A 21,857-nucleotide genomic window follows, 5' to 3' on the forward strand; every position below is an offset into this window, starting at 1 on the left:
GATCAACCCGTGAAAAAAATGGCCCGCAGCTGTCGAGAAGCGCCATCCAAGGTGAACATGGCAATTGGCGCATACGGCAATGCGCCACACGTAGCCGGCAAACCAGGTGAATTGGGACGAGCTGGGTCCGACATAACCGCATCCCCAGGCGTCCCGGTAACAGACAATTTCAAAAACGATGCCTTCCGGATTGGCAAACGTATGCGCGTGTGCGCCGTTGATAAGCTTGCGCTCTGCGATCGAAGTAATCCCGTGGAGGCATTGGCGACAGACAATACCATCCTCGGAGGCCGTCGATGTTTTGTCTTGAGGGGCTGATTGGGGATCATTCCCCACGTTTTCCGGTTTGGGGCCCGGTCGAAAAAGGTGAGGGACCCGGTTTGGCGATTGCCGAAGATGGTGGATGCTTCCTGCTTTTACAAGCGGTGTATTCATGATTGTCTTCGGTCTGAAGTCGGGTGGGCAGATTGTGACATATGGAAATCGAGGATAGACACTCCCGACCTTGAACAGGCGGCGAAAGGCAGGTCCGTCGGTTTTTTTTCCAAGGACAGATTGCCTTGGCAGCCAAACGAGAACGAGAAGGGGTTTGTTGAACGCAGTCAATCAGTTGCTTAAATTATCCACCCGTTTCTTTAGTTCTTTTCCACACCGGAAAAAAGGCAGTCGTTTGGATTTGACGGTTACCGATTCCCCCGTCTTTGGATTTCGCCCCTCATAGGACCCATACTGTTTCACAAAGATGCTCCCAAACCCTCTGATTTCAACGCGGTCGCCATTAGATAACGCGTTGGTCATTTCCCCGAAAAAAAGATCAATCACCCGCTCGGCTTTCTCTCGAGTAAAGCCGTTTTTTCTTTTCAGTGCTTCGATCAGATCCCCTTTGTTCATATTCACCCCCTTGGTATCATGAATTATATCAGCATCGTAAAAGTTTATCCACGACTTGTCAACGGGCGTGTTCTTCAATTGCCTTTTTTGTTGGAGGGGTTTTGCCTAACTCTCATCTGGGTTGAACTTTACCCCAACGCCGTCCGAACCCGTCCATGCGATTACGCCGGTTAGCTCTACCGGTGGATCGAGATAGTGCAGCGGAAATTTCAGCCGCACCACTTCGCCGATACTAAATCGTTTTCGGGTTTCAACAAAAGCTCCGGAGCCATTCAGATTTCTTATCAGTGCTGAATCCACATTTCCGAAATAACCAAATTCTGAAGCAATCAGACATTGGTTGCGGATGTCTGATCGGTCATGGAGCATTGCCGAATCCGGTGTCAAACCCCACAATCTGCACAAATGCACAAACCATCCTTGGATTCCCATGCGCTGCCTTTCCTTAATCGCGTTCAATCTTCAACTTTCTCAGCAAATCATGGGCCAGTTTTGAATAAAACACCGAATTCATATGTTTTTCAATGGGTTAATATTTATTCTTTTCAGTAAGCTGCTGATTGCCATACCATCCTATCACAGCGAATGGGTAAAATTTTTCATAAATCGGGGCCCTTTTCCGGCGATCTTTTTCACCATAGCGATAACGGCAAAAAAAATCACCACCCGCCTCCATTTATCCTGCCGGTTACCCCATCAACCCGGACTGCCGCTGTATTTTTCGTTTCAGGGCCGTTTGAAACGCCGCAACCGTCCCGTAAACAATCAGACGTCGGGAGGCGCGTGTTACAGCCGTATAGACGATTTCCCGAGTCAGCAACCGATGCGTTGAATCGTCGGGCAGAACCAGCAGGGTGTCGTCATATTCAGACCCCTGGCTTTTGTGAACGGTCATGGCAAACGCCAGATCCCAATCGGTCAGTCCGGATGCGGGAAAAGCCACAATCCCGCCCGTACGTTTGAAATAGACCCGATACATGCCATCAGACTGACGCGCCACCAGCCCCACATCCCCGTTGAAAAGGTCCCGGGTGTAATCGTTGCGGGTAATCATGATCAATGCGCCGTTGAACAGACGAGGGTCCGGGTTGCCGTCTGGATCGAGGATCTGCCTCAGGCCGGCGGCAATGCGGCCGTTGACCCACCGCGCGCCGGTGCGGCCATGGCGCAGCACAGTCAATATTCGACATCGGTATGCGAATGTGAAAAGCCTGTTGAGCAGATCCGTTCGTTCCTCACCGTCCATGGAATCCGGCGCGTCCGTCCGTCGAATCAATTGCCGCACAAGATCCACGTAACAAAGCGCATTTTCTTTTTTTGGCCGAACATACTGGTGCATGACCCACCGATCTAAATGCCGGTTCATGGCCTCCCCATCTCCGGCGGTTACAAAGGCCCACCGCCGGTCTTTTAGGGCTAAGGCCCGGTCAAAACCCACTGGTTTCAGGGAAACCGGATGGCCGCCATTGATGGCCTGCGCCAGTTCGAGCAGTTGCCCGGCCGAGCGATAGACATTGCGCAGTTCCACAAAATGCTTTGCGAATACGCTGCCGGCTGCCGGACTCATATCTGCCAGCACCGATCCTGCCTCTACCGAGGGCAGTTGATCCTTGTCGCCGATCAGAATCACCCGTGTTCGACCCGGTTCGATGGCCTGAAAGAGCCGATCCATCATCACCACATCAACCATGGACACCTCATCCACCGCAATCACGTCGGCCGGGATGAAACGCCGCTCGCCGAATAAGAAACCGCCGGTACGGCTGCGGTAAACCAGGAGTTTGTGCAAGGTGGAGGCGCGCAGACGTCCCAGTTTCAGGTCAGCGCTATCAGGGTCAGCGATGCTGGCCAGATTAGACATCAACGCTTCGCTCATCCGCTGGGCGGCGCGACCCGTGGGGGCGGCCAGCATGATCCGTGAGGGATCGGTCCCGGTTCGAACCAGCGCCCGGAGGATATTCATCAGCAATGACGTCTTCCCGGTTCCCGGCCCACCGGAAACGACCAGCAGTGGGGCGGCCAGTGCCGCCCGGATGGCATCGACCTGAAACGGATCCCGGATGATCGGCTTTCTGTCGGCACCCTTGCGAATCACCGCCTCTTCGCCATACAATTCATCAATTACGGTCTGTATGGCTTCGTCGGGCGGTTTGTGGTCTTCGTGCAGCGCTAAAAATGAGTTTAATCGCTGCTTAAGGCGCCTTTCGTGATAATGAAACTTCTGAAAATATAGCCGCCGGCGGCCGGTCGTCCCGTCCAGCACCATCGGTTTGAAATCACCGCCGCCAGCCCGGTCGATCAACTTGTCGTAGCGTCCCTCATCGAGGCGGCCCATAAACCCGGTGATCAGTTTCCACACAGCCGGATCGGCTGATTGCGGCACGGATTCCTTCAGATGATCCGTGTCCAGGACCAGACACAGACTGCCTTCACCAAGGGCCGAAAACATCAATCCCAGCATGCAGATTAAACCGTTATCCACAGGTTCCGGGCCAACCTGCAACAGATCCCGAATGGTCATCAGGTCCAGGTCCGAGAGTCCCAGATCGGCGAACAGGACCGGCAAGCCGTTCGTATCCGTGGGCCCTGCATCGATTCCGAAGCGCCTGAGCCTGTCGCGTAGGGTTTCCTTTTGATGGTCTACCATTGAAGGTCCGCAATCTTTTTCTGGATAGCTTGCTCAAGGGCTTCCAGGGGCAGCAGTTGTTCCGGGGCGACGTGAAAAACACCGTTCTGCCCGCCGCTCCCGATGCCCCGGATAAAAAGGTAAAATGCGCCACCGAAATGATGATGCGGGTCAAAGCGGTCCCCCATGTATCGCTTGAGCCATCTCAAAGTGGCAATGGTGTATAACTGGTACTGGAGTTCATAACCGGCCCGTGTGATCTCCTCGGCCATGGCGGATTGACCATATCCATCTTCCAGCCGGTTGGATTTCCAATCAGCGATGTAGTAACGACCCTGCCACAAAAACACCAAGTCAATGAATCCACGGATCACCATTTCCCCGCAGAGGTTACCGGATAAGCTGCAACCGAACACCCGTAACCGTTTCGGTAATGGTTCCACCAGGGGAAAATAAAATTCCATTTCATGCCGCCGCTGGTCCGGAGCCAGCCGGCCCAGGAACAGCGCCGGGCCATTGTCACCGATTGGCATTCTCAAGGTCGCGGCAACCATCCGGGCAACCGTTGGTGCCCATCGCGGCTCGATCCTGAAAAATGCGAGCGCCGATTCAATCACAAGGCGTGCACCATCATCAGCCAGGAGGTCAACCGGACCGTCCATCACTGACCGAAAATCGATATGCTCGAAAATGTGGTGAAACATGGACCCCATTCGGGTACCGCCGGGGAGCCCGTCAGACAGATCCGGATCCATGGATTCGGGGGGTAGGACAGCAAGGGGTTCATCATCTTCCCGCCGAACCGCGTCGACCAGGCGAAAAGCGGCTACTCGGCCAACGGTGTCGCGTGATTGAACCATCCGGTGGCCGATGCTGGAAAAGGATTCCAGGGATATTTTTCGACGCCGGAAATCAGTTTGCGCCGGCAGCAGGTGTCCGGCCGCCATCCGCACGGGCTTCTCCCCGCTGTCGTCGCGGGCGGGGATGGTGCCAGATGCGCCGGCCGCATGGAAGGCAGCTTTATGCCAACCACTGCCGGTCGCCGCTGTATCCCCGGCATTCGGAAACATCTGTCCGATGCTATGGGAGACAAACCGGCAGATGGGCCCACGCCAGCTGTAGTTTCTGCTGTCGGGATAATAAGGAACGTAAAGCTTGAAGCGTGAACGGGTAAGCGCTACATAATACAACCTTTTATTTTCATCTTCGTTTTCTTTTTCCGCCTGGGCTTTTCCGGTATTTGCCGTCAGGTCGATCACCTTCCGGCAGGCTTGTTCGGGATGCGCTGGATCCGCCGTGTGATACACCTGAATACCGCCGTCACTACGGACGGTCAGGCCACCGGCGATGAAAACCACTGGGAATTCCAACCCCTTGCTTACATGCATGGTCAGGATCTGGACCTTGTCTCCCTCGTCCTCGATCTGGTGAATGTCGTCGTCGGATCCAGCACCCATATCGGAAAGGCGCAGGCTGTCCAGTAAGGCAACCACCCCCCCCATATCCAGGTTCCTCGTGTAGGCCGCTGCCTCCAGATAATCGAAGAGCTGCTGAAAATTGGTTTCGGTGCGGTCCCATCCCGGATCCATGCAGTGACGGAGGTTCAGGCCTGAATCTTCCACCAGCGACTGAAACAGCAGCCCCCAGCGTCGTCTTTGGGCGTGGACATGCCAGCGCGCCAGCAGCTGTTGGCTGGCATGGTCGGCTGGCAGTTCCCGCCGTGATTCCAAATCAGCCGGAGCAATGTCGAAAAAAGGTGTCAGCAACGCCAGTCTGACGGAGGCGGCCAGCTGTGGGTTGCAGACCGCACGAAGCGCCATGCTCAACCAGTGGGCTTCCCGGCATTGAAACAGGCCAGGCTTGCGATAGTAGGCGTAAGGGATGGACGATTCCTTCAGCAGGGGTTCGATAAGTGTAAACTCTGACTGGCTTCTCACCAGAATGGCGATATCGTTGAAATGAAGGGCCCGATCCGGACCATCCCGATCGGGGATACGGATTCCCCCCTGCCCCACCAGGTAGCCAATTTCCCGGCAAACAAAATGAGCCAGCAGCGTTTTGGCTGCCGCATGGCTTGTCGCCGCGGTTAAGTCCATGACATTGAACGGCGGTCGTTGTGACCGATCGCAGCTGAGTGCAGCAGGCCGTTGATCGGGTTCCGGCGACGCTGACGGCAGGTAACCGATCTCGAAGGGGTTTGTTTCTTCCCGGGTACCGAACCAGGCGTCGTGGGAAAAAAGTCGGTTGAAGCGCTCCACCAGCTGCGGTGCACTGCGCCAGTTCACCCTCAGGTCATACAGGTTGGCCAGCCCACGTCCGGCCAGGGTTTTCATCCGCTGCCGGGCACCCAGATAGGTGAACACATCGGCCCCACGAAAGGCATAAATGGCTTGCTTGGGGTCACCGATCAGAAAAAGCCGGTGGGTCGCCGGATCATCGTGGCATTGAAGGAAAAGGGTGCTGAAAATCTGCCACTGCACATCATCGGTGTCCTGAAATTCATCCACGAAGGCCACCCGATATCGGTTGCGGATTTTACGGATTCCTTCGTCGGCCCCCTCCCCCGTCAGGAAGTCGGCCACACGGGTAAGCATATCCTGGTAGCTGAGCCACCCGTTTCGAACCTTCATGGCCCGGGCATCCGCCCGCAACTGGCCTACCGAGGTCAGCATCAGCACATGGGAAAGGTGTGAAAACAAATGGACCAGCTCTTCGAATCGCTGCGTGATCGTCGCCAGGTCGGGGCATTCATGCAGGTTTTCCCCGACCTTCAGCCATTTCTGAGGAACCAGACGGTCGATGTTCCGTTCACCGGACGAATGGCGCGCACCGAGGGTTGCGACAACCGCCATGATTTCGGATAGCGGGCAGGCATCGGCATCCACCCGTTCCAGGGCCCGTTCAATGGGTTCAATCATATCCCGGATGACCGATGCTTTGGTCCGCGCGTGAATGTTGAGTCGACCATACCCGTCCGAGAATCGTGGCGGCGGCCCCACCATCGATTTGAGCGCGAGAATCGTCTGCTGGGCCGTCTGCCAAAGGTCGTCAACATTCAACTCGGCAGGATCAGGAACCAGTATCTCACGGTCCGGATCATCGGAAAGCCGATGGACCAAATTGACGGCAGTTTGTATGAATCCATCCGTATTGGCTGAAAAGTTTGCCAGAGCCAGCAGCACTTCCAGACGCCGGCCGTATCGGCGCGGCCAGTCTGAACGCATCTGACCCCGGAGCAGTTTCTCCAGCAGCGGGCCGTCGTCGATCACTTCCTGCTGGAACAGGTTTCCGGTTTCAAAGGGAAATTCCTTCAGCAGGGTGTGACAAAAGCCATGAATGGTATAGATGGCGGCATTGTCGAACCCATCCAGGGTCTGTGCCAGCTTTTTCCGGACGGCATCGTTCAAAGGCTGATCGCCGTCCAGGGTCTGTTCAATTTTCTGGCGGATGCGCAGCCTCAGTTCACTGGTGGCTTTTTCGGTAAAGGTCACCAGCAGGATGTTCTCCAGATTCAGATCCGGCTCTTCCTTGAGCAGGCGAATCACCAGGTTCTCGATGGTATACGTCTTTCCCGTGCCGGCAGAGGCCTCCACCAGGGCATGGCGGGAAAGATCCATCGCGTCGATGTCGCCGATGGGATGAAAAGCGGTGGGTGATGAAACGATCATGGCAAAAACACCCTGAATCGCCGCCTGGCAAGGTCCAGGATGCCCGGTGTAATCTCTGCCCCGGCGAGTTCACTCCGCACGTCTGCCTCCGCATGCATGGTTTCAGTCAGTAATTCGAAAAAGGCCTTCCGGTCGGCATCGTTGACCCCATCCTGACCGATGAATGCCCGCAGGCCGGCGTTGGCAAAAAGCGTCTCGAAAGGCAGCCATTCCAACGGCGACGGCGAAAAGAAGTCTCCCACCAACCCGGCCAGATAGCCTGCGGATCGCTTCGGATCCAACACGTAATCGAGATTCAGCACATGCTCCCGGTAGATGACATGCACGGCCATTCGGTTGACGTCGGACCACGGATAGGGTTCGCCGCCGGTGGCGATGGCCATGAGGGTCAGCAAGGGGCTGATCACATATTTGTCCGGGAGCCTGGATCGTCGATTGGAACCGGTGACCACCAGGCAGTGCCAGGCTTCATCGGTTGTCTGCCAGACCCATGGCATGCCGCCGTTGAGGTGGACGGTTTCCGGAAAACGGTGAACATCCAAACCCGGTCGATCGATCGCAACCGGATTAAAACTGAGTTGAATCCCGCCGGTCTCGACGACATCGTCCATGACCGCCCCCACCATAACGGCGGAAAAGAGCCGGCGGGCCGTTCGCATCTGTTCGACGAAAGGATACAGGTTCGCTCCGACGGCCAGTACCTGCTGTTTTAATCTGGATTTGTCATGCACGGCAAAAGCGCCGGCCGGAAGCAGGCTTTTGCGGGACAGATCTGCATAGACCGAGTCGAATTCAGTCTCCAGCCGATCTATCGACAGCTGGCAGAATGAACCATTCAACTGGGCACTCAACCAGTTTTGCACCGGGGCGGTACGGATTTCAAAATCGATGGGAAATTGAGACGATAGGGGCTCATCCGCCATCTCAGCCAGTTCGGCTGTTGGATCGGCCTGTTCACCGACTCCCAGGTGATATCGCCCGACCACTTCAACCGGATCCAGCAGAAAGCGCCGCAGCAGGCCGATGGTCATGGAGACGGCTTCGGCGGGTTCGTGGTCCGCTAAAGGGTTCGGCAATGCTAAATCCGGGCGGTATCGGTCAACGGTCTTCAGATCTGAAGATGTCGCCTGGTCCAAAAATGCATGCCACCGTCCACTGCGGCGATAGCAGTTGAGCCGCTGCGCCTGACTGCTGTTGACCATCACGTCTGACCAGTCGTTGATTGCATCCGGTGCAAGGTAAGCCGGGCTGTCAGCCTTGATGGGGATCTGGCTGAAACGGAAGGATTGTCCACCCAAGACTTGCTGCTCCACGTATCGCTGCAACTGGTGGACCACGGAACAGGGCGCCAGGTCGCGGTCCTTTTGAAGGTCCCGGGACACATAGCTCAGGTAGAGTTTGCAGCTCACGGATACGAGGATCTCCAGAAACAGATAGCGATTGCGTTCGGCAGGGCTAATGTCGCCGATGCGGCGCTTTTTGCCCCGTAAATCCAGCAGCGTGTCGTGCACACGTCCGGGGAAGCGACCCTCTTCCAGCCCCAGCACATAGACCACACGAAACGGAATGGGCCGCATGGGCATCAGGGCGGATACGGTCACACCGCCGGTAAGATAGTCACCTTGCCCGCCGGTGATCCCTTCCAGGTGAGCCCGCACAAATAACCACAGCGCATCGGCTGTCAGCGGGCGGCCGGGTTGAAACTGACTCAGGGCATCGTAATGCACGAAATGGTCAAAGGCACCCACCAGGGATTGAAAAACGGTTTCCTCCCCGCGCATCTCCGCAGAGATCTCGATGAATCGGTCCACCACGCTGAAAAAGGTTTCCCGCCACTTTTTCGCCGGGGCCGATTCCATCCTGAGAGACCCCACCGCCCGGTGCAGCGATTCCACTATCCCGCAGAATTTCTCCAGGAGCCGGTCGTCTCCCGTGTTGATATCGCTAAATGGCACGATACCGTTGAAATGGGGTCTGGGTGCACCGGCAGCGGCGGCCGGTGACGTCAATATACGGGATATCCGCATCCGCTCCAGCCCCTGCCGCCAGGAAAAAAGCCCGCCGGAAGGGGTCATTCCGGCGTGGGTGGCCTTGTTTTCATAACCGTGGAAGATACCCAGCGCATCGGCCCAGCCGATCCAGACACTCAGCGCTTCCGGCCCGTAGCGCCACCGCTGCATGACACATGGGTTACGCAACAGGGCGAACACCTCTTTTCTGGAAAAAGTGCCACGGGACAATTCCATCACGGCCAGTACCGCCTGGGCGAAAACGCTTTCCGTTCGGGCATTCGAATCCACCAGGTTATAGGCTATCCGTGCCGGCTGCCGGTTGAACACCGAATCCACAACGGGTTTGTATCGTGACATGTCGGATACCATCACGGCGATATCGGTCATACACAGATCCGGATCCGTTTCCAGGTTGTGCACGATACTGTTGTATACGGTTTCCACCTCCCGTCGTACGCCCGGGCAGGCCACGATCTGAAGCGAGGTGTCCTGCGCCAGCGGCGGTGGCCTGTCGCCCTGCCCTTCTAAAGTCAGCAGCCCATGGCCGATGGCAGCAAGCACGGCGTCCGGCTGTGGGATTTCTGAAAAACCGGCATGAAAGTCATAATCGGTCAACTGGCAAAGCAGGCGGATGCTCTCCCGGCCGGGTTTTCCCCAGGCGGACAGCAAGGCATGGTCGACTTCCGAAAACAGGTCGCCGGCCGACCATTCGTCCTGGCTAAGTTTCAGGCCGCTGACCTGCTTCCGTTCGATCCATCTTTTCTCGAAGGGTGTCTTGATGTCCTCCCAATATTCACGGGATGGGTTCAGGCTGTATATACTGATGTTGAAAAAGGATTTAAGCCGGGACAGGAGTTGCAGATGCAAGGGCGATATCTGGGACAGCCCGAAGAAATGGACGCGTGAAAAGAGGCGACGGCCATGTTTTTTTTCTGCGGCCGCTGGAAAAAGGATCTCCCTGGCATAGTCGGCAACGGAAAGAAGCGGTTGGCCGGTCGACCGCCCCAGTTGATCTTTCAGGGAACACATCTTCCGGTAAATCCAGCGCTGGCAGATTTCCATGGGATCGGTGGTTTCGCTGTCGGTCAGCCATCGCTGGATCATATCCGACCGGTGGTATTCATATTCCTGAAACAGTCGGGCCAGCTCCTCGGAGAGCTGCCAGCAGCGGATTTCAATATCGCTGCGCGCGTTTCCCTCACACAATCGAAGATAGGGGTTGACGGGAATCAAATCCGGTGTTTCACGGTCCTGGGCCATGAGTATGAAAAACAGGATGATTTTCAGGTTATCCTTGTCCAGCAGTTTGGGTCCGGGGCCCGCCTGGGGGTCCAGGGAGCGAATCATCTGCCACAGCCCGGTTTCCAGGTACTGAAACTCAACGTTCATGAAAATTTCGGCTTTGCGGGCAAGGGTGAGTTTGATCCACTTGGAGAGGTTCATGTTTGGAACAACGACCACCGGCGGGTCCAGAATATTGGCACCGACGCCCTCCGGACTGAGGTTTTCGTGAAGCTTTTGTGCCAGCGGCATCAGCTGATTGCTGAAATAAAGGTCAACGCCCATGGGTCGAATCGTCCAAAAATTCAGGTGTCACGCGTAAGCAACGAGCGATGACAAGAATCGTGTCAGCCGCTATTCCACCATACCGGCATGCGGTCTTTTCGATGGGTTCTGGACCCATGGGGCCAGTGCCGGTGCATAAAGAAAAGCGGACACAGCATCGTTTTAATTTTAACCAGTGTCCATCCAGAAATAGGAAAATTTGGTTGAGATCAAGGCATGCGAAAAATTATTACCGCATGCATATAGTTGATATTCCGAGGATAAAAGCGTTCGCATAACGCAGATATCAGGCAAATTGGCCATTTGTGGATCGACACTAACTATGAACAATTAGGATGGCAATAGAGGCACAGCGAGTCGTTAGGTATCCATCCGGATCGGCCTGTCGGTGATAAATGAATGCGATCGGCCAAACTGAATCAAACTATCAGGACCGGCTGTTTTTTGCAATTTTCATTTACGCGGGAGGATCACTGACAGTGATTTAGCGGGGAATAGCGGTTGAGGCAGGTTTGATTTCTTGGATGGCCGGTCATACCGGACAGGGCAGCGTCATCCAAACTGCTGCCCATTGGCTTCTTTCCGGCCCGGGGCGCTGGCGGAAGATCAGTCGTCCATCATGTCCGTGACCACTTCCGTCACGATGTCCTCGCAGTATTCCTCGCCGATGAGATCGACCTGACCACTTTTCTTGTTGTATTTGATGCGGCACCCATATTCCTGAACCATGCTGTCGGCAATCTTGGCCACCACTTCCAAGTTTTTATTTTTCTTATTAATTTCAAAAGGTTTCATATTGCCAGGCCTCCATCCTGTGCTGATTCTGAGTTTCATTCCAATGCCGGGGATTCGGGTTCCGCGATCGGCAATATTCGATTTTGATTCATAATAAAGCACGTGTTATGCCACGATTGATTGATATTATAATCAATCGTTTTTAATAGGTATTCAATGAGATACGATTTCAGTCAGTCAATAAAATAGAGAAAATTAGGTTGCTGCATTGTGACATATTTTTCCTATTTCCCCTATGGGACCCCTTTCGGATAAAAGCGATCCCCCTCGGGATACGCACCCCTCGGGGGATCGCTTTTTCATCAGGACTATCGGGCCTGTCAATAGGGGGCGCGGTGATTGGCGGCCCATACCCGTTGTTGGGTCCAGTGACCATCTGAGGTTTCCACCTCCATCCAATGTCCCAAAACCCAGTGGCCTTTTCGATTATAGTGCCCCGGATTCCAGACCCTTTCGTAAGTTGGGGGAACCCAGGCTTTCTGCCATTCCCAATGACCATGACGGTGCCTGGGGCTGTAGTTGTTCCGATAGGTCCGCTCCGGCTCGACATAGACAACCTGCGGCTGTTGTTCGGCTTTGTGAGTTTGGTATATGGCATGACCCAGGATCGCCGCCCCCACGCCGATGGCAACCCCTTCCCATCGATGTCTCTGTTTGCTTCCCGCCAGCGCGGATGAAGAAATCAGCGCACTTCCGAACAGGGCAATGCTAAGACCGACGAGCAGCATTTTCGTTTTCATGGTGAATCTCCTTTGGCGTTGTCGTTATCCGATTAGACACCGCATATCCAAAAAAGTTCAACTGGATCAGTTTTTTTTACTGACCCATGGCCGCCGATGAAAAATGCAACACCTCGTCATTTATCTTGCCGGGGCCCTTAATAGGCGCTGGAAATTTTAAAGATGAGATTGCCGTTCTGGTATGTGGGTCCGCCGACGAACAGGCTCCCCCGGTTGAGCAGTTGGACCTGGGTTTCAAATACGGTCCGCTTTTGCTTCATCATCTGCAAAGCGATGTCGGCCCTGCTGCCGTGGATGCTTTGGGGCGTGATCTTCAGTCGGCGATCACCGGGCAGAGATACCATGCCGGACTGGCCCACGCTCAGGTTGAGGCTTTCGCTGCTGAGCAGGCGGTAGGAGGTGTAGTTGAACATGGATTGTAACTCACCGATGTGCTGTTTCAGTTGCGGATCAACCACGGTGTCATTCCGCGCGGCAAGGATGGTGTCCACGCTGATCCGGCAGCTCTCTTGGGCCAACAAGGCGTCGGCAGTAACAAACCAGGAGAGCGGCAATACCACAAGCGCCAGCAAACAGCGAAATCTATACCGCATTGGGTTCACTTTCCACGTCTGTTTCTTCAGTATACCAGAGGATGGTTTGTCGCGTTTCGGGAGTTTCGAAAATCATAACAGATGACATCGACCCTGTAAAAGAGTTTATAATTGCACTGGGCACGGGCGGCGGTTTAAGCACATAGTTGGAATAGGCGAAAAAGAGCAACAGACCGGCCGTTACCGTGGCAGGGATGGTATATTTCAATGAAGCGATAAACCTGGATAAACCACCCCGCGAACGATATTGCCGAAGGGCTTTGTTCAACACCTGTTTTTCAAGGGCCACAAAATCCACTGAATTCGCTGCGTCGTGGACCCGGTCACGAAGATTCTGTGAAAAGGCCGTGAGGGCGGCCAGCTGGCGGCGGCATTGCCGGCACTCTGCAATATGGGCCGCCATCTGCGCCATTTCACCTGCGTCCAAGTCTCCGTCCAGATATCGGTCCAGCCGGATTTCATCACAGGCGTCTGCATTGGGATGGGTCATTCTTCCTCCTCCATCAACGGCTGAAGGATCTCTTTAAGCCGCTTGCGTGCATGGAACAGCCGGGATCGCACCGTTCCCAGTTTGATCCCGATGGCATCGGCGATCTCTTCGTAAGAGAGGCCTTCTATTTCCCTGAGCACAAAGACGGTTCTGGCTTGATCCGGAAGCATTTTCAAGGCGTTGTCGATCTGTCGACGGGTTTGCGCATTGGCCACCCGAATCTCCGGTGAGGGCAGATCGCTTTCAGGCTCTACTGCCGGCTGACCATCGGTGCTGTCAGTAGATACGTGCAGCCATTTGAATCGCCGGGCCCATCGCCGCTTCCAGTTGAGGGACCGGTTGACCGTGATGCGGTGCAGCCAGGTGGCCAGCGACGCATCCCCTCTGAAGTCGCCGATGGTTCGATAAACCTGCAAAAAAACCTCCTGCATGATGTCCTGGCTCTCTTCGGCGTCAAGCGTAATTCCGAAAGCGATGGAAAAGATCTTTTTGCGAAACCGGCGAACCATCAACTGAAAGGCCCATTCGTCGCCTCGTTGCAACCGCAGGATCAGCTCTTGGTCATGCACAATTCTGTTATGTATAGTTGTAGACACCGGTCAGGAAAAAAAGTTCAATATTTTTTAGGTTTTATGGCGGCGGCAGGAACCGGCGTCATTCCATGGATCGGCAACTGGAGCGACTCAGACGATGCAGCACGATCCGGCCGTTATGATCCAGACGTCAAGAGAAGCTGAATAGTAAATTTAATCGACAACCAGGTCAAACGTATTTTGCAGGCTTTTTCACATAATGCGGCATAAGCAAATGGGCGGCCAGATGCCGCCCTTCCTTAACCCATTTTGCCATGACCGATCATACCGCTGAAAAGGAAAAATAAACACCTCACTATCCGTATTATCCCTGGGTATTGGGATTGATGCGGATCTCCACCCGGCGGTTCATCTGGCGCCCTTCCGGCGTGGCATTGGTGGCCACCGGTCGGCTCTTTCCGTATCCTATCGTATTAATCCGATAATCCTGTACCCCACGACTTGCCAAGAGATTCTTCACGCTGGTGGCACGTCGTACGGATAGCTGCTGGTTGTAGGTTTCTGAACCGGTGCCGTCCGTGTGGCCCTCCACAAGGATCGAGGTCTGGGGATATTTGATCATGATCTGGGAGATTCGGTCCAATTCATTATACAGGCCGGATCGCACGACATCGGAATCCAAATCGAAGCTGACGTCCCCCTTCAGGGTGATGGCCAGCAGTTCCCCTTCCCGCCTAACGGCTGCTGCATCGGACGCCGCCAGGGCATCGCGCATTTCCGCTTCCTGCTTGTCCATCATTTTGCCGACGCCGGCGCCGGCGGCAGCACCCACAGCGGCGCCGGCAGCCGCACCAATTAGCGTCCCTTGTCTATCGCGACCAATCGCCTGGCCCAACACGGCGCCGGCCACCGCACCGCCGGCAGCACCATAGGCGGCCCCTTTCCCGGTTTTGGTCTCGGGTGCGGCACAGCCACTTAACACGAACATTCCCATCAAAGCGATCAAGATCAATTTCTTCATTGTTGCAGGTTCCTCCCTGTCTCATCACACATTTGTATTCGTCGTCATAACAAAACCAAGCGTAAACGCTTCTCCAACGGGCGCTAATGTAAGTCAAGAACTCATGAATGTCTAAGTTTTTTTACCGACAATCCAGGGCATTCATCCTGCAGATGCCCCGGATTGTCCATCCTCAGCCCGAATGACGCATGGTGTAGAATTGGGATCCTAGTATCTCCGTCTACCGCGACCGCTGTTATGGCTCCTGCGGTCACCGTGATGTCCCCGGTCACTGGATCGCCATTTGCCGGGATGGCGATTGCCATGCACGTCCCCATGATGGCGTTTGCCTTTATACTGGTGTCCGCGGTTATAGGGGCGCCATTGGTTATATTGGCCACCACGATGCGGCTTCCTGTATCCGTGATGCCTTGAAGGGTGCCGGCGGTACTCCCGGTAGTTGAATGAAAACGCCACCGGTGGTCCACTATGGTAACCGTATGCGTGGTGGTTGATCAGCGCGCTGCCAACGATCGCGGCACCGACACCGATGGCGACGCCTTCCCAGCGATGCTGCTGTTTGGAACCTGCCCAGACCGAGGTGGACGTCAGACCCAGACTCAATACCACTGCTACCGCTATAAACAACTTTTTCGTCATTTTCATTTCCAGCCTCCTTTGTGTTGATTGAAGCGATAGACACCATCAGCTGGAAAAAGTTCACTTCCATTGGAAAAAGGCTGATCCGACAGACGGTCAGGAGGGTGGGCCGGACGGGATAGGCAGGAAGTTAAACGGCGGCATTTCGATAAGTCACCCGATACGTTTAATAGCTCCCCCGACAGGAGCTGGGTCAGCCATAACCGTCCTTCTATAGGGTTACCGACCCTCGGTATGCCCTTTACACCGATTCTTCAGATCAGCGACAAACCGATACTCCTCGATGGAACGATGTTCCAGGCGAATACCGAGGACATGCCCGGTTTTCATGCGGGTAATATGGGCAACGGCGCCACGGAGCCGGTGGATGCTACCCGCGATTTCCAGGCGGATATCATCAATCCGCTGACCCAGGTGAAAGTCCGTGGGGGTCTCGATCAGGATGCCGAATCCGTGGTCGCTGAAATTGATCAGTTCACGCGCCGCACCCTGAATGAGCAACCGGATGTCCGGCACAGGCGGTGGTTCGATCCGCTTCCCATCTCGTTTTTCTGAAGAATTTTCCATCATCGCCTCATACATTATCGGTTTACGTGACGTTGGGGTAATTTCAACCTCGATTCCACTTTACCCGATGGCCATTCTTTTCACAACCATTTGACGAAAGCGCCGATTTCAGGGATATTGCTAGTATAATGAATCAGCTGAAAGCGTGCCATGCTGAAAAATCTGACCGGGCATTGTTCTATCTATGTGGCAGCCATCATTGCAACGGCCCTGCTGACCGGCCACGTATCCATATCCTCACCCGATGAAATATCGGCCGATCATGAACGACCGGGCAACGGTGGGGTGTTGATCGAAAGAATAGCGCCTGAACGCATCGGCGGACAGGGTTACCAACTCGTCTACCGTGTCAACGTGCCAATTTCCACCTACTGGAAGTTCAAGACCGATTTCAACAATTCTTTTCTAATTTCCAACAAATTCATTCTTGATCACCGTTTTATCGGGCAAAACGGTAATATCGCCATTACCGAAACCCAATACACCTACCGTCCGGACGTCTTTTTCAGGTGGCAGACGCGCCTATTGCCGGAGCGTTTTCGGTTGGCGTTCAGCCTCTTGAACCCGGGAGCATGCAAACAGAAATACCATCATGGTTATATCCAACTCGAATCTGAGGGAAAAACCACCCGCGTGACCCAGGTCGCTTATTTCGATTTTTGGGGAGCCACGTTTTGGGTATACAATCCGTGGAGAGGCGGCATGCAGGACTTTTTATCCTATACGGCAAGGTGGGAACAGGCAACCGCCATACGATTGAAAAATCGGTACCAGGAAGAAAAAAATGCAAAAAAATGATACTGCCGCCCACGTGTGTCCATTCGCATCCCTTGAATTGATCCTGATATTGATGCTGTGGACGTTCCTGCACGCCGGTTGCGCCATGTGGCCCGAACCCACCCGATCGGTCCATGTCGGCGAGACCGGCCTCATGGGAAGCTGTGCCGATTTTTTCGCATCGCTTGACGGGCGGGCTGCAACGGCTGATGCCGTTGATTCCGGTTATTCCCGGGTGAAGCTGCACCCCTATTTGAGAACAGACCGATTCATTGCTTCCTTTCGGGACGAAGTTGAAGACAACCATGCATTTGCTGCCTGGGTCGATCACATGCAGGCCCTGGATCAATCGGCCCGCCAATTCGAACTCGCCAATCTGTCGGGCACGGATATTGCCGCCTTGGGTACGGTGGACGGCAGGGATGCATTGTATCGCAAGGTCGTGGAATGTGGGAATCTGCTGAAAAACGTTGACCTGCTGAACGCCGGGAAAAAAGGACGGCGGCACGTGGTTGTTTCTGTAGACGATGAATACATTCCCCTTCGAAAGGTCCTGGGGATTTACCCGATCACGAGCCTGTTCGTATCGCGAGGTGTAAAAAAATGGCATGCTGAAGCGCGTGAACACTTTTCCATAGTGCCACCGACTGACTGGCAACCGATTCGTTATGTTCCCGCCCTTAAACCCGACACCGGTATTGCGCATCGCATCCTACAGGAGGTCGAACGTGATGCGCTGGGCATCCCCACTTACTCCGCTGAGGATCGCAATACGCTCTTTCAGGCATATGCCCCGATATGGGAAATCCAAACACGAGGCAATGCGGACCGTATCGGGTCGCCCGCATGGAATGGCAACCGCCGCATCGATATCGATACGGACCACCCCCAGACCTACACCCTTCTCTCCTTCACACGATTCGACAAAACCATTCTTACCCAGCTCAATTACATCATCTGGTTTCCCTCACGCCCCAGTGACGGTGTCTTGGACATCTACGCCGGGCGGCTTGACGGGCTCAATTATCGCGTCACGCTGGATGGAGATGGGGAACCGATCCTTTACGAAACCATGCATAACTGCGGATGCTATTACAAGGCCTATCCCACCAGTCATCTGCGGGTTCGTGAGACGCTGGATTACAAAGAGGCGCCGTTGATTTTAAAGGCGCCGGAGATGCAGCCCGCATCAGAAAGGATGGTCGTGGGCATGGAGCATCGAACGCATTATGTCAGGACTCTTTATCCCGTATCCCGGGAATCTCAATCCGGTGCCGGTGCCTACACACTTGCCGATTACGGTGACTTGAAACGGCTTTCGCACGTTGACGGTAAACAAAAGAGCATGTTTGACCGATATGGACTGGTTCCCGGAAGTGAACGGTTGGAGCGCTTTGTCCTCTGGCCGACAGGTGTGCTATCTCCCGGAGCCATGCGCCAGTGGGGCAGACATGCCGTGGCCTTTGTGGGGGTGCGCCATTTTGACGATCCGTTTTACCTGGATAAGATGTTTGCTCCCAGGCCATGATTGGGCTCATAATTGTCGATGGGCGGTAAGGATAATTGCTTCGGTCTCCTCCCATCCAATACACGCATCCGTTATGGAAACATACGGGTTCAGGTCTTCCCTTCGGGTTTCCCCGTAAACAAAGGGTTGCTTGCCTGCTTCCACATTGCTCTCCAGCATCATTCCACGAATGGCCGTATTGGGCTTGATGTGAATGCCATTGGTATGCCCGATTCTCTGAATCAACACATGATTGAAGACCTCTCCCTGCTTGCGGTAATCCTTGCCGCTATTTTTATGAGAGCAATCCACAATGACGGATTGAAGACGCGAGGGATGCTTGGATAACATGCTGCATGCTTCGCTGATGCTGACCGGGTCGTAGTTGGGCCGTTTACCGCCCCGCAATACGATGTGGCAATATCGGTTGCCTTTTGAAAAGACCCTCGACGTCACGCCGTAGGGATCATTGCCGACGAAAACCTGAGCGGAGGAGGCCGCCAGCAGGGCATTGATGGCCGTATTCAAATTTCCGTCCGTCCCATTTTTAAAGCCCACCGGCATCGAAAAGGCGCTGGCCCATTCCCGGTGGTTTTGGGATTCGGTGGTTCTAGCGCCGATGCATGCCCAGGCGATCAGACCGGACAGGCGCTCAGCAGCCGTTTGGCTCAGGATTTCCGTTCCTGCGGCTACGCCCATCTCATTCAGTCCCATCAATATCCGCCTGGCCCTTCTCAACCCTTCATCGATATCGAACGTTCTTTTATCGATATGCGGATCGGAAATGAGCCCCTTGTATCCCACATTGGTCCTCGGTTTTTCAAAATAGACCCGCATGACCAGTTTGATGGTCTTTTTGACCTTCTCCTGCAATCCGGCCAGCAGTTCACCGTATGTTAAGGCTTGCCGTTGGCTGATAATGGAACAGGGTCCGGCGATGATCAACAGCCGGCCATCCTTGCCGTCCAGGATATCTTTAATCTCCTGCCGGCTGTCGAGAACAGTCCGGGTTGCCTTGTCAGTCATCGGAAATTCTTCCCGAAGCTGATCCGGCGTGATAATGCTGGTTCTTTGGAGGACATTTAAATCGTAGGTCTTTTTCATTTTAGGCTCTCAGGGTTAAGCTGGATACCATCCGTTTAAAAAAAACAAAGGGTCGGCCAGTTTTGGCTAACCCATCGTTTTAATTGGTGCCTAGGGCCGGAATCGAACCGGCACGGCCTATAAGACCGAGGGATTTTAAGTCCCTTGCGTCTACCAATTCCGCCACCCAGGCAATCGCTGTCTTTTGGTGCGGGACCTGCGCATTGAATGATTCAGGTTGGTGGGGCAGCTTTTAACGGGTATCCCGCGAAATGTCAAGAACATGGCTCAACGTTAACCGGCCGAACCGCCTTCTTGTTAAGGCGCATGAAATCCACCACACCATGGCAGCGGCATGCCGTAGCGATCATCATCGGTCGATGGTTGTGATTGCATACGGTGTCCAATGCGGCCATCAGGTCTGCGGGGTATATACCACCTACGCCAGGCAGCAGCTGATGGCTGCGAATGACGATGGGCCGGACATCGTCAAGGTCAAATTTACCCAACAAACGGAAAAGATCCATGGGCCTGGGTTTACCGGTATGGGTGCATATCTTTGCCGGCTCGGCGCAGTTGTCCGGGCAGATGAAATCGGCGTGACTGACAAACGCCTGGCCAGTTTTTCCCCGCATGGCATGAGGCAGGCGAGTTAGCCAGGAGTCCTGAATTAACAATGGATTAATATGAAATAAATGCTTGAGGTTAAGTTTCAACCACTCAGCCGCGACATGAACAGGAATGGCCGGTATAATCAGGTCCACCGATGCATTCGGATCGAGCGTGCGATTGAGCCATTGGATGCCGTCTTCGCGGACCGCGGAGATATCCTTTCCATCCATGGTGGACGGTTTTTGATCCACCACGGTAATTGTCGCCTCGGGAATATGCCGGGTGATCCGCTTCACGGCGATCTGACCGAATCGGCCGGCGCCGAGGATCCAGAAGCGGGTTGGATTTGTCGGGTTGCCCCTTTGATCCTTGTTATTGTGCATGGCATTTGCTAAAAACGGTTGAATGACGGCAACAGCACCCCAACTCATTCTGGCATCCCAGTCCCCCCGACGTCGCTACCTGCTCAAACAGGCCGGGTTGACCTTTGCGGTGATTCCCAGCACATTCGATGAAGATTCGGTCTTGTTAGCAAACCCCGCGGACTATGTCAAAACCCTGGCCGAAGCCAAAGCCGACGCGGTTGCTCGACAATATCCGGACAGTTGGGTGATCGGCGCGGATACGATCGTTACCATCGGCCACGCCATTCTCGGCAAACCCGGTGATCCGCGCGAAGCCAGGCAGATGCTGGAACGGTTGAGCGGCCAGTCCCATGTTGTATATACGGGATATGCAGGCATCTGTAATAATAAACACACCAGATTCAGCGATGCGATTAAAACCGATGTGCAATTCAAGAATTTGACCAAGGACGAAATCGACTGGTATATACAGACCGGTGAACCCTTTGACAAGGCAGGCGCGTACGCCATCCAAGGGATGGGAACCTTCCTCGTCCGGCGTATCCACGGATCCTACACCAATGTGGTGGGACTACCCGTGTGTGAGGTGATCGAGACCTTGATCAAGATGGGGGTCGTGAGGATGAATGCCGAAAACCCGAAAGGACTCGCGGTGTGAAGGAACGTCTGGACCGGATCAACAAACGAATCGCCGAGGCGGCAAACGGTTGTGGCCGTAATCCCGAAACCGTCCGCATGGTGGCGGTAAGCAAGACCGTCGATGCCAACCGGGTGGCCGAAGCCATCGATGCCGGTGCCGCGATTGTGGGTGAAAATTATATTCAGGAGGCCCGGGACAAGTTCAATTCCCTGTATGACAGGCCCGTGCAATGGCACTTCATCGGCCACCTGCAGTCCAACAAAGCCAAATACGCCGTGCGCATGTTTGACCTGATCCATTCGGTGGAATCGCTCAAGCTGGCCAAGGCGCTGGACAAAGAAGCACGTAAAAACGGCAAGGTGCAGGACATTCTCATCCAGGTGAATATCAGCCGGGAGGAGACCAAATCAGGCATCACGGAGACCGGCGCCGTTGAACTGATCACGCAAATCAGCGGTCTCGAAAACGTCCGGGTACAGGGTCTGATGACCATGCCGCCCTTTTTCGATTCACCGGAGCAGGCCCGCCCATTTTTCCGACAGTTGGCTCGGCTGCGCGACCGGATCGTCGAGCACAACATCCCGCTTGTGAGTATGCAGGAATTGTCCATGGGCATGACCGGTGATTTCGAGGTGGCCATCCAAGAAGGAGCCACCCTGGTGCGCATCGGCACCGCCATTTTTGGAGCCCGCCAGTGAAGCTGCTGATGCATATCTGCTGCGGCCCGTGCAG

Annotated in this window: 20 protein-coding genes and 1 tRNA gene; 4 read left to right on the plus strand and 17 right to left on the minus strand. The window is 54.6% G+C overall.

Features of this window, described 5'->3' with window-relative positions; genetic code table 11:
- The 14 genes from QNK41_RS12810 to QNK41_RS12875 all read right to left on the minus strand — a co-directional run.
- The coding region (locus QNK41_RS12810) for a cereblon family protein (protein ID WP_319257506.1) at nt 1-435 on the minus strand (435 nt) is incomplete at its 3' end.
- A gap of 171 nt (nt 436-606) precedes the next feature.
- Nucleotides 607-891, minus strand: a complete 285-nt coding sequence (locus tag QNK41_RS12815; protein ID WP_319257508.1) for an HU family DNA-binding protein — start codon at nt 889-891, stop codon at nt 607-609.
- Nucleotides 892-996: 105 nt separating this feature from the next.
- Nucleotides 997-1,323, minus strand: coding sequence for a PilZ domain-containing protein (locus QNK41_RS12820; protein ID WP_319257510.1), 327 nt, complete (start codon nt 1,321-1,323; stop codon nt 997-999).
- Between the two features lie 256 nt (nt 1,324-1,579).
- Nucleotides 1,580-3,538 (minus strand): exodeoxyribonuclease V subunit alpha, encoded by a 1,959-nt coding sequence (recD, locus tag QNK41_RS12825; protein WP_319257513.1) that lies wholly within the window; start codon nt 3,536-3,538, stop codon nt 1,580-1,582.
- Nucleotides 3,532-7,185: a UvrD-helicase domain-containing protein gene (locus tag QNK41_RS12830; RefSeq protein ID WP_319257515.1), complete on the minus strand. Its 3,654-nt coding sequence runs from the start codon at nt 7,183-7,185 to the stop codon at nt 3,532-3,534. The genes recD and QNK41_RS12830 overlap by 7 nt, the downstream gene beginning before the upstream one ends.
- On the minus strand, nt 7,182-10,763 hold the full coding sequence (locus tag QNK41_RS12835) for an exodeoxyribonuclease V subunit gamma (RefSeq protein WP_319257518.1): 3,582 nt from the start codon (nt 10,761-10,763) through the stop codon (nt 7,182-7,184). Before QNK41_RS12835 ends, QNK41_RS12830 begins: the two co-directional genes overlap by 4 nt.
- A gap of 606 nt (nt 10,764-11,369) precedes the next feature.
- A complete protein-coding gene (locus QNK41_RS12840) occupies nt 11,370-11,558 on the minus strand; it encodes a hypothetical protein (RefSeq protein WP_319257520.1) in 189 nt (62 codons plus the stop codon).
- Between the two features lie 320 nt (nt 11,559-11,878).
- Nucleotides 11,879-12,298 (minus strand): hypothetical protein, encoded by a 420-nt coding sequence (locus tag QNK41_RS12845; RefSeq protein ID WP_319257522.1) that lies wholly within the window; start codon nt 12,296-12,298, stop codon nt 11,879-11,881.
- A gap of 137 nt (nt 12,299-12,435) precedes the next feature.
- Nucleotides 12,436-12,891, minus strand: a complete 456-nt coding sequence (locus QNK41_RS12850; RefSeq protein ID WP_319257524.1) for a hypothetical protein — start codon at nt 12,889-12,891, stop codon at nt 12,436-12,438.
- Nucleotides 12,881-13,381, minus strand: coding sequence for a zf-HC2 domain-containing protein (locus tag QNK41_RS12855; protein ID WP_319257527.1), 501 nt, complete (start codon nt 13,379-13,381; stop codon nt 12,881-12,883). Before QNK41_RS12855 ends, QNK41_RS12850 begins: the two co-directional genes overlap by 11 nt.
- A complete protein-coding gene (locus tag QNK41_RS12860) occupies nt 13,378-13,950 on the minus strand; it encodes a sigma-70 family RNA polymerase sigma factor (RefSeq protein WP_319257529.1) in 573 nt (190 codons plus the stop codon). The genes QNK41_RS12855 and QNK41_RS12860 overlap by 4 nt, the downstream gene beginning before the upstream one ends.
- 328 nt (nt 13,951-14,278) lie before the next feature.
- Nucleotides 14,279-14,935 (minus strand): OmpA family protein, encoded by a 657-nt coding sequence (locus QNK41_RS12865; RefSeq protein WP_319257531.1) that lies wholly within the window; start codon nt 14,933-14,935, stop codon nt 14,279-14,281.
- A gap of 207 nt (nt 14,936-15,142) precedes the next feature.
- On the minus strand, nt 15,143-15,580 hold the full coding sequence (locus QNK41_RS12870) for a hypothetical protein (RefSeq protein WP_319257534.1): 438 nt from the start codon (nt 15,578-15,580) through the stop codon (nt 15,143-15,145).
- Nucleotides 15,581-15,793: 213 nt separating this feature from the next.
- A complete protein-coding gene (locus tag QNK41_RS12875; RefSeq protein WP_319257536.1) occupies nt 15,794-16,141 on the minus strand; it encodes a PilZ domain-containing protein in 348 nt (115 codons plus the stop codon).
- A gap of 150 nt (nt 16,142-16,291) precedes the next feature.
- Between QNK41_RS12875 and QNK41_RS12880 the strand changes: the two genes are divergently transcribed.
- Both QNK41_RS12880 and QNK41_RS12885 read left to right on the plus strand, forming a co-directional pair.
- Nucleotides 16,292-16,939 carry a hypothetical protein gene (locus tag QNK41_RS12880; protein WP_319257538.1) on the plus strand — a complete coding sequence of 216 codons (648 nt, stop codon included), beginning with the start codon at nt 16,292-16,294 and terminating at the stop codon, nt 16,937-16,939.
- Entirely contained in the window at nt 16,926-18,446 is a 1,521-nt protein-coding gene (locus QNK41_RS12885; protein ID WP_319257539.1) for a hypothetical protein, read from the plus strand. The genes QNK41_RS12880 and QNK41_RS12885 overlap by 14 nt, the downstream gene beginning before the upstream one ends.
- Nucleotides 18,447-18,452: 6 nt before the next feature.
- Here QNK41_RS12885 and QNK41_RS12890 read toward each other — a convergent pair whose 3' ends face one another.
- From QNK41_RS12890 to QNK41_RS12900, 3 genes are all read right to left on the minus strand, one after another.
- Nucleotides 18,453-19,529, minus strand: a complete 1,077-nt coding sequence (locus QNK41_RS12890) for a 3-deoxy-7-phosphoheptulonate synthase (RefSeq protein ID WP_319257541.1) — start codon at nt 19,527-19,529, stop codon at nt 18,453-18,455.
- A gap of 84 nt (nt 19,530-19,613) precedes the next feature.
- Nucleotides 19,614-19,701: transfer RNA gene (locus QNK41_RS12895), tRNA-Leu, on the minus strand.
- Between the two features lie 82 nt (nt 19,702-19,783).
- Entirely contained in the window at nt 19,784-20,503 is a 720-nt protein-coding gene (locus QNK41_RS12900) for a potassium transporter (protein WP_319257543.1), read from the minus strand.
- Nucleotides 20,504-20,525: 22 nt separating this feature from the next.
- Between QNK41_RS12900 and QNK41_RS12905 the strand changes: the two genes are divergently transcribed.
- Nucleotides 20,526-21,143: a Maf family protein gene (locus QNK41_RS12905; protein WP_319257545.1), complete on the plus strand. Its 618-nt coding sequence runs from the start codon at nt 20,526-20,528 to the stop codon at nt 21,141-21,143.
- A complete protein-coding gene (locus tag QNK41_RS12910; protein ID WP_319257547.1) occupies nt 21,140-21,823 on the plus strand; it encodes a YggS family pyridoxal phosphate-dependent enzyme in 684 nt (227 codons plus the stop codon). The genes QNK41_RS12905 and QNK41_RS12910 overlap by 4 nt, the downstream gene beginning before the upstream one ends.
- The last annotated feature ends 34 nt before the right edge of the window (nt 21,824-21,857 follow it).

The organism is Desulfosarcina sp. (assembly GCF_033791525.1).
Classification (GTDB): domain Bacteria; phylum Desulfobacterota; class Desulfobacteria; order Desulfobacterales; family Desulfosarcinaceae; genus Desulfosarcina.